General features: G+C 68.5%; 7 protein-coding genes. 3 read left to right on the top strand and 4 right to left on the bottom strand.

All coding sequences use genetic code 11. The features are described from left to right. Positions 1-10,172: non-ribosomal peptide synthetase (locus NN4_RS39565; protein WP_147142133.1), on the top strand; the 10,172-nt coding region annotated here is incomplete at its 5' end. A gap of 71 nt (positions 10,173-10,243) precedes the next feature. Here NN4_RS39565 and NN4_RS39570 read toward each other — a convergent pair. From NN4_RS39570 to NN4_RS39580, 3 genes are read right to left on the bottom strand one after another with little or no spacing between them, the layout of a single operon-like run. After that, positions 10,244-10,864: a YHS domain-containing protein gene (locus NN4_RS39570; RefSeq protein ID WP_147142138.1), complete on the bottom strand. Its 621-nt coding sequence runs from the start codon at positions 10,862-10,864 to the stop codon at positions 10,244-10,246. Next, complete coding sequence (locus NN4_RS39575; protein WP_246181336.1) at positions 10,861-11,343, bottom strand: anthrone oxygenase family protein; 483 nt, start codon at positions 11,341-11,343, stop codon at positions 10,861-10,863. Before NN4_RS39575 ends, NN4_RS39570 begins: the two co-directional genes overlap by 4 nt. Further along, on the bottom strand, positions 11,340-11,900 hold the full coding sequence (locus tag NN4_RS39580) for a peroxiredoxin-like family protein (RefSeq protein WP_147142143.1): 561 nt from the start codon (positions 11,898-11,900) through the stop codon (positions 11,340-11,342). The genes NN4_RS39575 and NN4_RS39580 overlap by 4 nt, the downstream gene beginning before the upstream one ends. Before the next feature lie 72 nt (positions 11,901-11,972). On the opposite strand from NN4_RS39580, the gene NN4_RS39585 reads away from it, so the two are divergent. Further along, the gene (locus tag NN4_RS39585; RefSeq protein ID WP_147142145.1) at positions 11,973-12,596 is read left to right on the top strand and encodes a TetR/AcrR family transcriptional regulator; all 624 of its coding nucleotides are present in this window, start codon (positions 11,973-11,975) and stop codon (positions 12,594-12,596) included. Here NN4_RS39585 and asnB read toward each other — a convergent pair. Next, on the bottom strand, positions 12,593-14,431 hold the full coding sequence (gene asnB, locus NN4_RS39590; protein ID WP_147142149.1) for an asparagine synthase (glutamine-hydrolyzing): 1,839 nt from the start codon (positions 14,429-14,431) through the stop codon (positions 12,593-12,595). The genes NN4_RS39585 and asnB overlap by 4 nt on opposite strands. 70 nt (positions 14,432-14,501) lie before the next feature. Between asnB and NN4_RS39595 the strand changes: the two genes are divergently transcribed. Then, entirely contained in the window at positions 14,502-15,110 is a 609-nt protein-coding gene (locus NN4_RS39595) for a TetR/AcrR family transcriptional regulator (RefSeq protein WP_147142152.1), read from the top strand. Positions 15,111-15,141 lie beyond the last annotated feature (31 nt).

Below are 15,141 nucleotides of genomic sequence, written 5' to 3' on the forward strand. Positions count from 1 at the left end.
CCCGCCTCGGCGAGGCGCTGAACACGCGGGTGCCGGTCCGGTTGATGTTCGAGGCCTCGACCGTCGCCGCGCTGGCGGTCCGGGTCGAGCAGCACGCCGACGCCGGTGGCCGCAAGGCGCTGACGGCAGGCCCACGCCCGGAACACATTCCGCTGTCGCTCGCGCAGCAGCGCATGTGGTTCCTGAACCGGTTCGACACCCAGTCGGCGGCGTACAACGTGCCGATCGCGGTGCGGCTCACCGGCGCGCTCGATGTCGCCGCACTGCGGGCCGCGATCGCGGACCTGGTGAGCAGGCACGAGATCCTGCGCACCATCTACCCGCAGACCGACGGCGGTCCGGTGCAGGTGATCCTGCCGCCCGCGCAGGCCGTGCCGCGGCTGGAAGTGCGCGTGGTCGCCCCCGCGCAGATCGAATCCGCTGTGGTGGCACTGACTTCGACGATGTTCGACGTCACCACCGAGGTGCCGATGAAGGTCGCGCTGTTCCAGATCGCCGGGGAATCGAAGGAATCCGCGGCCGAGTCGTCGGGTCGCTCCGCAGGCTCCGCTCCCGCCCCGGACGTCGAATACGTCCTGGCGATGGTCGTGCACCACATCTCCGGTGACGGTTCGTCGGTCGGCCCGCTGACCCGCGACCTGATGATCGCCTACGCCGCGCGGTCGGCGGGCGAGGCCCCGAACTGGGCGCCGCTCGAGGTGCAGTACGCCGACTACAGCATCTGGCAGCGCGAGCTGCTCGGCAGCGAGGACGACCAGGAGTCGCTGGCGGCCAAGCAGGTCGCCTACTGGCGCCAGGCGCTGGCGGACCTGCCGGATCAGCTGGATCTGCCGTCGGATCGGCCGCGCCCCGCGGTGCAGTCCTTCGCCGGTGGCAAGGTCGAGCTGCACGTCGACGCCGCGACGCATCAGGCGTTGATCGAGCTGGCCCGGACCGAGGGCGCGACGCTGTTCATGGTCGTGCACACCGCGCTCGCGGTGCTGCTGGCTCGGCTGTCCGGCACCGACGACATCGCGATCGGCACGCCGATGGCGGGCCGTGGCGAGGCCGTCCTGGACGACCTGATCGGCATGTTCGTCAATACGCTGGTGTTCCGCACCAGGGTCGACGCCGGGGAGCCGTTCACCGAACTGCTTGCCAGGCAACGCGAGATCGACATCCAGGCCTTCGCCAATGCCGACGTGCCGTTCGAGCGCCTCGTCGAGGTGCTCAACCCGGTCCGCTCCACCGCGCGGCATCCGCTGTTCCAGGTGGGTCTGTCGTTCCAGAACCTGGCGCAGGCAGGGCTGGAACTGCCGGGCCTCACGGTGTCCGGGCTCGACATCGACACCGCGCTGTCCCAGTTCGATCTGCACCTGATCGCGACCGACCGCTACGGCGACTCGGGTGATCCCGAGGGCATCACCGGCTTCTTCACCTACGCGACCGACATGTTCGATCGGGACACGGTGCAGGGCTTCGTCGATCGGTTCGCGCGTCTGCTCGGAGAGATCGTCGCCGCGCCGCGCACCGCGGTGGGCGACATCGAACTGCTCGACGCCGCGGAGCGCACCCAGCTGGTGAGCGGCCGCAACGCGACCGAGTACGCGGTGGATTCGGCGGCGACGCTGGTGTCGCTGCTGGATGCCTCGGTGGCCGCCGGGCCGAAGGAAGTCGCGCTGGTCACCGCGGACGGTGCGTCGATCACCTATGCCGACCTCGATGCTCGGGTGAATCGTCTTGCGCGGCATCTGATCTCGATCGGTGTCGGTCCGGAGTCGCGGGTGGCGCTGGCATTCCGGCGCTCGGTGGATCTGATCGTGGCGATGTACGCCGTCGCGAAGTCCGGTGGCGCCTACGTGCCGGTGGATCCCGCGCAGGCTGCGGAGCGCACGAGCTACATCTTGGAAACGGCGGCACCGGTGTGTGTGCTGACCAACGCCGAGGCCGAGTTCGATACCCCGGTAGCACCTTTGGTGCGGATCGATGAGCTGGACCTGGCCGAGGTGGACAAGGCGCCGATCACCGATGCCGATCGGGTTGCGCCGTTGCGTCCGGCGAATACCGCGTATGTGATCTTTACGTCGGGTTCGACGGGTCGTCCGAAGGGTGTGGCGGTTTCGCATGCGGCGATTGCGAATCAGTTGCAGTGGAAGGTCACTGAGTTCGGGTTGGATGCGGCGGATGCGATTCTGCTGAAGACGGCTGCGACGTTCGATCTTTCGGTGTGGGAGTTCTGGTCTGCGGCGGTGTGTGGTGGTCGTTTGGTGATTGCCGCGCCTGATGGTCATCAGGATCCGGCGTATTTGAACGAGTTGATGGCTCGTGAGTGGGTCACCACGCTGCACGTAGTTCCCTCCATGCTCGACGCGCTCACCGCAGGCGATTTCCCGAACTCGCTGTGGCGGGTGCTGGCGATCGGTGAGGCGCTGCCGGGCGCGCTGGCGCAGCGGTTCGTGCGTGAGCACTCCCGCACCGAGCTGTTCAACCTGTACGGCCCGACCGAGGCCGCGGTGTCGATCACCAGCCATCGGGTGACCAGGGCGGACGAGACCTCGGTGTCCATCGGCCTGCCCGAATGGAACAGCCAGGTCTACGTGCTGGATTCGCGGCTGCAGCCGGTGCCGGACGGTGTCGCGGGTGAGCTGTACCTCGCTGGTGCGCAGCTCGCGCGTGGTTACTTCGGCCGCGCGGATCTGACGTCGGATCGGTTCGTGGCCAACCCGTTCCAGACCGGTGAGCGGATGTACCGCACCGGTGACCTGGTGGCGTGGAATGCCTCTGGTGAGCTGGAGTACCGGGGTCGTACCGACTTCCAGGTGAAGATTCGTGGTTTCCGGATCGAGTTGGGTGAGATCGAGGCGGCGCTGCTGGCGTTGCCGGAGATCGCGCAGGCCGCGGTGGTCGCCAAGTCCGATCCCAAGACCGGTGATCGTCTGGTTGCCTACTTGGTGCCGTCCGACGGTGATGTCGATGTGGCGCAGGTGAAGTCGGCACTCATCGAGGGTTTGCCGTCGTACATGGTGCCGTCGGCGTTCGTGGTGCTGGATGCGTTGCCGCTCAATGTGAACGGCAAGTTGGATCGGAAAGCGTTGCCGGAGCCGGAGTTCGAGGCTCAGGTCTTCCGTGCTCCGTCCACGCCGATCGAGGAGATCGTGGCTTCGGTGTATGCCGAGGTGCTCGGTGTCGAGCGCGTCGGCGCCGACGATGACTTCTTCGGCCTCGGTGGTAACTCGCTGCTGGCGACCCAGGTCGCCGCACGGATCGGTGCCGCGCTCGACGCTCGGGTGCCGGTGCGCGCGCTGTTCGAGGCGTCCACCGTGTCCGGTCTGGCCGTGAAGGTCGAGCAGCACGCCGGTGCCGGTGGCCGCCGCGCCCTCGTGGCGGGCCAGCGTCCAGAACAGATTCCGCTGTCGCTGGCACAGCAGCGCATGTGGTTCCTGAACCAGTTCGACACCGCCTCCGCGGTCAACAACATCCCGGTCGCGGTGCGGCTCACCGGTGAACTCGACGTCGCCGCGCTGCAAGCGGCCGTCGGGGATGTCATCGCCAGGCACGAGACGCTGCGCACGGTGTACCCGGAGCAGGGTCGCGCGGCCAGCCAGGTGATCCTGCCCGCCGAACAGTCGGTGCCGGATCTGACGCCGGAAAACGTTGCGGTCGAAGACATTCAGCAGCGGATCATCGACGTCATCACGGCCGGGTTCGATGTCACCGCGGAAATCCCGTTGCGTGCCAAGCTGTTCCGGATCCACGACGGTGACTACGTGCTCGTGTTCGTCGTGCACCACATCAGCGCCGACGGCTGGTCGATGGGCCCGCTGACCCGCGATGTGATGCTGGCGTACGCGGCCCGCTCGGCCGGCGTGCCGCCGGGCTGGGCGCCGCTGCCGGTGCAGTACGCCGACTTCAGCTTGTGGCAGCGCGATGTGCTCGGCTCCGAGACCGATCCGGAGAGCCTGATCTCGCAGCAGGCCGAGTACTGGCGCAGCACGCTGGCCGGGCTGCCCGACGAGCTCAACCTGCCTGCCGACCGGACCAGGCCGACGACCCAGTCGTTCGCCGGTGGCCGGGTGGTGTTCCCGATCGACGGCGAGCTGCACCGACGGCTCACCGAGGTGGCCCGCGAGCAGAACGCGACGATGTTCATGCTGGTGCACGCCGCGCTCGCGCTGTTCCTGGCGCGGATGTCGGGCACCGACGACATCGCCATCGGTACGCCGGTGGCCGGTCGTGGCGAGGCCGAGCTCGACGACGTGATCGGCATGTTCGTCAACACGCTGGTGCTGCGTTCGCACGTGGAGGGCGACCTCACCTTCGGCCAGTTGCTCGCCAGGACGAAGGACGCGGACCTGCAGGCGTTCGCGCATGCCGATCTGCCGTTCGAGCGGCTGGTCGAGCTGCTCAGCCCGGAGCGCTCGACCGCGCGGCACCCGCTGTTCCAGGTGGCGCTGTCGTTCGAGAACCTGCCGGAGACCAGCTTCGAACTGCCCGGATTGCATGTGGGCGCGGTCGATTTCGACGTCGAGACGGCGAAGTTCGATCTGTCGCTGACGATCCGGGAGGCTCCGGCCGCCGACAGCGCGGGCATGTACGCCGAGTTCTCCTTCGCCCGTGATCTGTTCGACGACGCGACCGTCGAGGTCTTCGCGCAGCGCTTCACCAGGCTGCTCGACGCGATCGCCGGCGACCGCGAAACGCCGATCGGTGATCTTCCGCTGCTCGACGAGGCCGAGTACGACTTGCTGACGCACGTGCACGGCGAAGACGTGATGGCCACCGGGCTGCTGCCGGATCTGCTGCAGCGCGGCGCGCAGCTGAACCCGGACCAGATCGCGGTCCGCTACCTGGGTCGTTCGATCACCTACCGCGAGCTCGACGAGTACTCGTCGCGGTTGGCGCGGGTACTGATCGACCGTGGTGTCGGTCCGGAACGCATTGTGGCGCTGTCGTTCCCGCGTTCCTACGAGATGGTCGCGGCGTTCTGGGCGGTGGCGAAGGCGGGCGGCGCGCACGTGCCGGTCGACCCGACCTACCCCGAAGACCGCATGCGGCACATGATCAACGACTCCGGCGCGGTCATCGGTATCACCGCGAGCGAGTACGTGGATCGGCTGCCGCGCGACGTCGAATGGCTGCGGCTCGACGACTCCGCGCTGGACGAGCAGATCGAGGCGAAGTCGCCGGAGTCGGTGACCGACGCGGACCGCATCTCCTCGCTGGCGATGCGGCACCCCGTGTACGTCATCTACACGTCGGGTTCGACGGGTATGCCCAAGGGCGTCACGGTGACCCACGCGGGCATGGGTGGCCTGGTCGGTGTCGCCACCGATCTGTACCAGCTCGAGGCGCACCACCGCTTCCTGCACATCTGCTCGCCGAGCTTCGACCCGTCGGTGCTCGAATGGCTGTGTGCCGCCTACACCGGCGCCACGCTGGTGATCGTGCCGTCGACCATCATCGGTGGCCCGGATCTGGCGGAGCTGCTGCGCACCGAGCGGGTGACGCACACGATCATCACTCCCGCCGTGCTCGGCACGGTGGACCCGGCGGACCTGGACGCGCTCGAGGTCGTCTCCGTCGGTGGCGATGTCACCACGCCGGAACTGCTGGCCAAGTGGTACCCGGGCCGGAAGTACTTCAACGCCTACGGCCCGACCGAGACGACGATCATCTCGTCCTACGCCAGCCTCACCCCGGGACGGCACGTCACCATCGGTCTGCCGGTGCGCGGCATGTCCGCGCTGGTGCTCGACGCGCGCCTCAACCCGGTGCCGCCGGGGGTCGCCGGTGAGCTCTACCTCGCCGGTGGCGCGGTGGCGCGTGGCTACCACAACCGCCCCGACCTGACCGCGGAACGGTTCGTCGCCAACCCGTGGAGCAACGAGGGCGCGCGGATGTACCGCACCGGTGACGTGGTGCGCTGGTTCGCCGAGCCGGGCGAGCGCGCGGGTAACGCCGCGGTGCCCGAGGTGCGCTGGGAGCTGGACTACGTCGGCCGCTCGGACTTCCAGGTGAAGATCCGCGGCTTCCGCATCGAGCTCGGCGAGATCGACACCGTGCTGGCTGCGCACGAGGACGTCGAGTTCTCGATCACGCTGGGCAAGCAGACCGCGGCGGGCGCCACGATTCTGGTGTCCTATGTGCTCGCGGTGCCCGGCCATGAGATCGACACGGCCCGGCTCAACGAGCATGCCGCGCGGAGTCTGCCGCCGCACATGGTGCCCTCGGCGATCATGGTGCTCGACGAGATCCCGCTGACCCCGGTCGGCAAGCTCGATCGCAAGGCGCTGCCCGAGCCGGTGCTCGCGCCGCGCGAGTTCCGGGCACCGGCCAGCGAGGTCGAGGCGGTCATCGCCGAGGTGTTCGCCGAGGTGCTCGGGGTCGAGCAGATCGGCCTGGACGACTCGTTCTTCGCGCTCGGCGGCGACAGCATCCTGTCCATCCAGCTGGTCTCGCGGGCCAAGGCGCGCGGCGTGGTGTTCTCCCCGCGCGACGTGTTCGAGCGGCGCAGTGTGGCCTCGCTCGCCGAAATCGCCACCCTCGGTGCGGGTTCGGAGCAGGTGAAGCTGGAGGAGCTGCCCGGCGGGGGTGTCGGCGAGATCCCGCTGACGCCGATCATGACGCAGATCCTGGCGAGTGGCTCGTCCTACGAACGCTTCTCGCAGACGATGGCGCTGCGCCTGCCGGACGGCATCGACCGGACGACGCTGGTCGGGACCATCGCCGCGGTGTTCGACCACCACGACGTGCTGCGGACGAGGTTGCGCCGCACCGACGATCAGTGGGCGTTCGAGGCGCTGGCGCCCGGCGCGGTCGACGTGGCTGCCTTGGTGCATCGGGTCGATCTCGCCGCCGACGTCGACGACGCGGAGCTGAAGCGGGTCGGCAGCGCGGCGTTCGATGCCGCGCTCGGCCGGTTGGATCCGGCGAATGCCGTGATGGCGCAGTTCATCTGGTTCGCCTTCGAGGGCGAGCGGCGCGACGTGCTGCTCATCGTCGCGCACCACTTCGTGGTCGACGGCGTGTCCTGGCGCATCCTGATTCCGGACTTCGCGGTCGCGTGGTCGCAGCTGGCCGCCGGTCAGCAGGTCGCGCTGCCCGCCAACGGCACCTCGATGCGGCGCTGGGCGCACAGCCTGGTGGAGGCCGCGGCCTCGCCCGCGCGGGTCGCGGAACTGCCGTTCTGGCAGCAGGTTTCGACGACCCCGGATCCGCTGATCGGGTCGCGGCCGTTCGACCCCGCGGTCGATACGTTCGCCACGGTCGAGCGGGTCGAGGTCACGCTGCCCGCCGAGGTCACCGACGCGGTGCTCACCGCGATCCCCGGCCTCTACCGCGGCGGCGTGAACGACGGGCTGCTGTCCGCGCTGGCCATGGCGGTCGCGCGCTGGCGTGGCACCGGTTCGGCGGCCCTGGTCAAGCTCGAGGGTCACGGTCGTGAAGAGGAAGTTGTTCCGGGCGCGGATCTTTCGCGCACCGTCGGCTGGTTCACCACGGCCTACCCGGTCCGGCTCGACCTCGGCGACGCCGATCTGTCCGATGCGTTCGCCGGTGGCGCCGCGCTCGGCGAGGTCGTGAAGTCGATCAAGGAGCAGCTGCTCGGTGTGCCGGACAAGGGCCTCGGCTACGGCCTGCTGCGCTACCTGAACCAGGCAACCGGTCAGCGGCTCGGTGCCGCAGGCCAGATCAGCTTCAACTATCTGGGCCGGATGTCGGCCGGGGAGATCCCGGAGCAGCTCGCCGAGATCGGCTGGGTGCCGGTGTCGGACCTCGGTCAGCTCGACGGCGACATGGATCTCGACATGCCCGCCAACGCGACGATCGACATCAACGCGATCGTCACCGACGGTGCGGACGGTCCGGAACTCGGTGCCGCGTTCGCCTTCCCGACCGGGTTGCTGACCAGGGAACAGGTGCAGGAGTTCGCCGACCACTGGGTCGCCGCGCTCACCGCGCTGGCCACGCACGCGCGCAGGCCGGACGCGGGTGGCCTCACCCCGTCCGACATGTCGCTGGTGCGGGTCGGTCAGACCGATATCGAACTGTGGGAACGGAACTACCCGGCGCTGGCCGAGGTGTGGCCGCTCTCGCCGTTGCAGTCCGGTCTGCTGTTCCACGCGATGATGACCCAGGCGACGGTCGACGTGTACACCATGCAGGCCGTGGTGGACCTCGGCGGCGCGCTGGACGTCGAGCGGTTGCACGCGGCGGCGCAGGGCATCATCGACCGCTACCCGAACCTGCGCACCGCGTTCGTCACCGACTCCGACGGGCAGGCCGTGCAGGTCGTGCTGGATCGGATCGAAGCGCCGTGGCGCGAGGTGGATCTCACCGACCTGCCCGCCGAGCAGCGGACCGCGGAACTGCGCAGGCAGGTCGCGGCTGATCAGGCGACGCACTTCGACATGGCGGTGCCGCCGCTGCTGCGGTTCACCTTGTTCCGCAGTGCGGAAAGCCAGTGGCACTTGGCGATCACCACGCACCACATCCTGTTGGATGGCTGGTCGATGCCGTTGCTGATGCGGGATCTGCTGGTGCTCTACGCGGTTCGCGGCGATGCGTCCGCGCTGCCGCGGGTGGCCTCGTACCGCAACTTCCTCGGCTGGCTGGCCGGGCGCGACCGCGAAGCCTCGCTGCGGGCGTGGGCGACCGCGCTCGACGGCGTGTCCGAGCCGACACTGCTTGCGCCGCAACCGCGTTCGGCCGAGCAGTACGAGATCGGCAAGCAGATCACCGAACTCGACGCCGACCGGACGCGCAGGCTCACCAAGCACGCCGCCGAATTGGGCGTCACGGTGAACACACTGGTGCAGGCGGCCTGGGGCATCCTGCTCGGACGGCTCACCGGCCGCGGTGACGTGGTGTTCGGCGCCACCGTCTCCGGGCGGCCCGCCGAACTGCCCGGGGTCGAGTCGATGGTCGGTCTGTTCATCAACACGCTGCCGGTGCGGCTGCGCATCGACGACCGCCAGACCATCGGCAAGCTGCTGGAGCGGTTGCAGCACGATCAAGCGGACCTGCTCGAGCACCACTACGTGGGGCTCACCGACATCCAGCGGGTGGCGGGCACCGGATCGCTGTTCGACACGCTGCTGGTGTTCGAGTCGTATCCGATGGACAAGGAGGCCATCTCGGCCGCCAGCTCCATCGACGGCATGTCGGTGACCGGTGTCGGCGTCAACGACGCCACCCACTACCCGCTGACGCTGCTGGTGACCGCCGAGTCGACGATCGAGCTGACGCTGAAGTATCTGGGCAGCCGGTTCAGCGCGGACGAGGTGGAGATCATGTCCGCGCGGTTGATCCGGGTGCTGGAGGCGCTGCTCGGCGATCCGGACGGGCTGGTCGGCGACATCGACATCCTCGATGCCGGTGAGCGGGCTCGCCTGCTCGCCGAATCCGGCATCACGGCAACGGTTGCCACGCCGGAACCGGTGGGCCGGGTCGGTGCGCACACGGTCGCCAAGGTGCTCGCCGAGGTGGTCGAGGAGGATCCGGAGGCGCCCGCGCTGCTCGCCGACGGCGACGAAATCGCTTACCACGTACTGGATCGACGCTCCTCGCAGTTGGCGCGGGTGCTCATCGATCGCGGTGCGGGGCCGGGCGACATCGTCGCGGTGGCGCTGCCGCGTTCGCTGGACGCGGTGATCGCGGCCTGGGCGGTGCAGAAGGCCGGTGCGGCACTGCTGTTCGCCGGCGATCTGTCCGCCGACGAGATGGCCGGCGCCGGAGCCACCTTCGGCATCACGCCGAACCCGGTGCCGGACAGTCCGATCCAGTGGCTGGTCCCGTCCGAGCCGCGGATGCAGGCCGACCTGGTCGCAGCACCGTCGCACCCGGTCTCCTACGCCGACCGGGTCCGCCCGCTCGGCGAGGACCACCCGGCCTTCGTCGTGCCGGCCGGGGACGGCGTGCTCGCGGTCACCCAGACCGAGGCGCTGGCCCAGGCCGAACACGTCCGCGAGGAGTACGGCATCGACTACGAGTCGACCACGTACACCACGGCCCCCTCCGGCCGCGCGGCCATGCTCGAGTTCCTGGCCTCCGCCACCGCGGGCGCCCTCTCGGTCCTGCCGACCGGCGACATCCCCGCCGACCTCAGCGCCGGTGAGGTCAGCCACTGGTTCGTCACCCCGGGTGACGCGACCGACGCGGCGGACGCCGAGATCAAGATCGTGATCGCGGAGTAGTCACCGGCACAAGGCAATCCGCCGGTCCCGAGCATCTGCTCAGGACCGGCGGAGCCGGCCGGAGTGAGTGGTCAGTGCGCGAGGTCCACCGCGTTGTCCTCGGCGAATACCTTGCGGCACACCGGGGCGCAGAAGGCGTAGTCGGTGCCGTTGTGGGGCAGGGTGATCCGGGCGGTGGCCAGTTCGACCGGCATGCCGCAGACGGGGTCGATGGCGTGGCCTTCGGGGGCCTCGGCCGGGGTGGCGGTCGCTCGGTAGTCGTCGGTCATCAGTTTGGTGAGGTCGGCGATGGTGGTTTTTCGGCCTAGGGTGCCGATGTTGTGCTCGCGCAGGCCGATGATCTGGACCAGGCAGTGCGGGTCTCGGGTGAGGCGGGTGGGGTCGGGTTCGGTCTCGGCGATGGCGCGGGTGATCAGCGGGATGACGTGGTCGCCGAATTCGCTGGTGTTGCTCCATGCGCCCGGAACCGTGAGGAGTACCAGGTAGCGCGGTGCTTCGGCGATGCTCGGGCCGCCGGTCGCCCAGGTCTCGGGTGTGCGCACGAGTACGTGGGTGAGTTCGCGGACTTTCGCCATTACCGAGTCGGGTGCCGCCGGTTCGGTGGTCAGGTCCCGCAGGATCCGCTCGGCGAGTTCGTGTTTCCGGTCGCTGGTCAGCTGTTCGTCGGCGACGAACAGTTCGACGGTCATCATGGGAGTGCTCTTTTCGCTGGGGCGAGGGTGAGGGTGACGATCAGGAGGAAGGCCAGTAGGGCACAGGTGGTGCGGGCGAAGTGGAAGGCCTCCCAGCGGGCGAGGATCTCGGCGTAGTCGGCCGGCGGGCCGCTCACCGCCCACACCTTGATGTGCTGGTTGATCGGTATGTTGCCGAGCCGGGTGATCAGGAACGCGGAAACGGCCAGTGCCGCAGCCGTTCCGGCGAGCAGGCGGTCGCGGCCGGTGGTCCGGAATGCCAGGACCAGGCAGCTGAGGATGGTGAGGCCCATGAGTGACTGCATGACCAGGCCGTTCACCGACATCAGGGCGGTGTGGAAGGTGAAGCGGACGTCGAGCGGGACCTTGCGGAACGCGTAGAGGACGTTCACGGCGCCGTAGCCGAACGCACCGGCCAGCAGGCCGCCGAAGCACAGCGCGGATGCCCGTGCCAGAGCGGGCTTTTGGGCGATGGTCAACGGCGGTGCTCCGACACAGGCGCCAACGCGAGCAGTTCGTCGACCGACCATTGATCGTCGACGTGCACGCCGTGTTTGGCCGCGAGGACGCGACCGTCCGGCGCGATGAGGAAGTCGGCGGGGAGGCCGAGGTTGCCACCCTCCGGCTTGGTCGGGGGAGCGGGTTGCTTTTTGCGGAGCGTGGAAAGAGCGGCGTGTGCGACGCCGCGCAGAATGGTGGGCCAGCCGCGCGGGTCGAGTAGTGCACGCGGCGACGATTCGACACCGAACTCGCGGTACAGCTCGCGGGTGGGGTCGGCGATCAGATCGAGCGGGATGTTCTCGGTGTACTTACGTAATTCTGCTGCGCTGGAATGGAATACGACCACCTCGTGAATGTTGGCGGCCGCGATCTCGGCCCGGCGCGCGACGATCGAACGCAGGTGCAGATTGCAGACGGGGCAACCGGCGAATCGGCGGAATTGCAGGTGTATCAGGCGATCTGGGTCAGGGATGGGCACGGGTGTGTCGGAGATGGTGGTCAGTACCCGAGGGGAGACAGAGGTCGGTAAAGACATGAGCGCTTCCTTTCGTAGGCGTACCTTGTACGCCTACGTCCAGTATGCCCGTGGCTTGTACGCTGTCAACCCATGCCACGTCCTCGTTCGCTGACGAAGTCCGATCTCGGCGTCGCCGCGCTCGCGGTCATCGACCGCGACGGGCTGTCCGCGCTCACCATGCGGGCCGTGGCGAAAGAACTGCGGATGGCCACCATGGCGTTGTACCGCTACGTGTCCGACCGGGAGGAACTGGAGATCCTGGTCGTCGACGAGGTGCTCGCCGGGATCGACGTCTCGACCCCGGCCGAATCGCACTGGCGCGACCGCCTGACCACCTTGCTCGAGCGGATGCGGGCGGCCATCTCCGCGCACCCCGCGACGGTGCCGCTGGTGCTGCGGCATCGGAAGAACTCGACCGCCACCCTGCGCTGGATGGAGGCCATGCTGGCGGTGCTCACCGAAGGTGGGTTCGAGGGGGCCGATCGGGTGATCGCGCAGCGCACGCTGGTCGCGTTCCTGCTCGGGTCCTTGGAGAACGAGCACTACGCGTCGATCAATGCCCCCGCGACCACGGCCATCGCGCAACTGTCGCCCGAGGAGTACCCGACGCTGACCGCGACCGCCGCGCAGGCCCGAAAGATGTCGGTGGACGACGAGTTCCGCGGCGGCCTCGCCATTGTGTTGCGCGGGTTGGCGGCCGGGCGGCCCGGCTAGGTGAAGGACGGTGCGTAACGGTCCAACCAGATCGCGAAGTCGAGCAGCTGTTCGAGATCGAAGCGGTCGGGCTCGATCAACTGGTCGGCGGGGCGATCGACGGCCTTGGTGACGGCGTCGTAGTCGTACAGCTGGAAGACCGGATGTTGCTGGGTGGCAAGGAGATCGCTCGCCTGGGCGCGCACCGACTCGGTGTAGGCCACATCCTTGGTGATCGGATAGTGGCTCTTGACGCGTTCGACGACCGAGCGCGGCAGGATATCGGCGGCGGCCGCACGCAGCAGGCTCTTCTCCCGCCCGTCGAAGGATTTCAGCGACCACGGCGCGTTGTAGACGTACTCGACCAGGCGGTGGTCGCAGTAGGGCACGCGGACTTCGAGGCCGACCGCCATGCTCATCCGGTCCTTGCGGTCGAGCATGGTGCGCAGGAAGCGGGTGAGGTGCAGGTATGAGGCCTGCCGCATCCGGAACTCCAGCTCGCTCTCGCCGTCCAGCCCGGTGACCTCGGCGGCAGCGTCCGCGAAGCTGTCCGCGAGATAGGTGTCGAGATCGAGCGCGGCGGTCAGGTCGGGATCGAGCAGCCTGGTGCGCTGCACGAACGCCTGCGGTAGCACCGACAGCCACGGGAACGTCGACATCCCGTGCGCCGCGGCCTCGGAGAACCAGCGATAACCGCCGAAGAGCTCATCGGCGGACTCGCCGGACAGCGCGACGGTCGAGTGTTCGCGGATCGCCTTGAACAACAGGTAGAGCGACGCCTCGCTGTCGCCGAAGCCCGTGGGGACGTCGCGGGCCGTGACCACGGCGGCACGGACCGCCGGATCGGACAGGGCGGCGCCGTCGAGCACGATGTCGCGATGCTCGGAGCCGACATGATCGGCGACGGCGCGGGCGAAGGGCGCGTCCAGGGTGATCCGCCACTCGTCGGGCACGAAATCCCGCTGCTGGTTCTGGAATTCGACACTGAAGCTGCGCAGCCGCTCGCCGGAGTCGCGCAGGTGCCGCGCGGCGAGGGCGGTGAGTGCGGAAGAGTCCAGTCCGCCGGACAGCAGGACGCATCGCGGGACGTCCGAAATCAGCTGCCGGGCAACGGTATCCTCCAGCAGCTCGCGGACGGTACGCACTGTTGTCGCGCGATCGTCGCGGTGCTCCATGGTGTGCAGCGACCAGTAGGTGGTGCTGCGGATGCCGTCGCGGCCGACGGTCAGCACCGTGCCCGGCGGCACCTGCTGCATTCCTGTCCAGAACGCCTGCTCCGGGCGGGCGATCGTGGTGAACAACTCGCGCAGGCCATCCAGCCCGATCCGCTTGTCGGCCAATGGATTTGCCAGGATGGCTTTGGGCTCGGAGCCGAACAGCAGGCCGTCGTCGGTGGGGTAGTAGTAAAAGGGTTTGATGCCCAGCCGATCCCGCACCATGACCAGCTGCTCGGTGCGTGCGTCCCAGATGGCGAACGCGTACATGCCGTTCAGTCGCTCAGCGAAGGCCGCGCCCCATTCCAGGTATGCCCGGAGTACGACCTCGGTGTCGGACTCGGTGGTGCACCGGTGGCCGCGGGCGCGCAGTTCGGACCGCAATTCGCGGAAGTTGTAGGTCTCACCCGAATAGACCATGGCGACAACGCCTTCCGGCGTGTCGATGGTCATCGGCTGGGTGCCGCCCGCCAAGTCGATGACGGCCAGTCTGCGGTGGCCGAGGGCTGCGTGCGGCGCGATCCAGACGCCGCTGTCGTCGGGTCCGCGGCACGCCATGGTGGCCGTCATCGCGTCGAGGGTTTCGGTGGTTGCTGTCGAGAAGTCTCGCTGAAAGGAGACCCATCCGGTGATTCCGCACATGCCACAATGCTAGAGCTACTCTAAAAATAGAGCAACTGTAAGAATGGGGTCGATATAGTAAGCTGGTGCCATGGGTGAACCGGGGTTGCGCGAGCGCAAGAAGCAGCGCACCAGAGTGGCCATTGCCGAAGCGGCGTACCGCCTATTCGAGACGAAGGGCTACGACGAGACGACGGTCACCGAAATCGCTGCGGCCGCGGATGTTTCGCCCGCCACGTTCTTCAACCACTTCCCGACCAAGGAGGCGGTGCTGTTCGCCGAGGGCGGCACCCTGCTCGACGTGGGGCTCGCGACGATCGAGCAGCGGGACGCCGCCGCGAGCGTCGGCGAGGTGCTGGCCGATGCCATGCGGGCGATCCTCGCGGAGATGGTGGGCGGGCCGCGCGATCCGAGCGGCGAACTGGAGGCTGCGCGCCTGCGGCTGCTGATGTCGGTCCCCGCGCTGCGCGGGGCCACGTTGCAGCGCCTGTTCGAGGTGGAGGACCGGCTGGCTCGGGCATTGTGTGCGGCATTTCCCGGACAGCTGGACCCGGTACGGGCGGCGACACTGGTGGGTGGGTTGTGCGGCGCGATGTTCGCCGGCGGTCGCGCCGCGCTGCGCGAGGGTCGCGTGTTCCAGGCTGCGGTCGACGCCGCGATCGACCAGACAATCAGGGCCGCAACGGATCTGGGCCGCTGAAGACGAGTCGCCGCACTACGCGACGACTCGC

This window comes from Nocardia ninae NBRC 108245 (assembly GCF_007990755.1).
In the GTDB taxonomy this organism is placed as follows: domain Bacteria; phylum Actinomycetota; class Actinomycetes; order Mycobacteriales; family Mycobacteriaceae; genus Nocardia; species Nocardia ninae.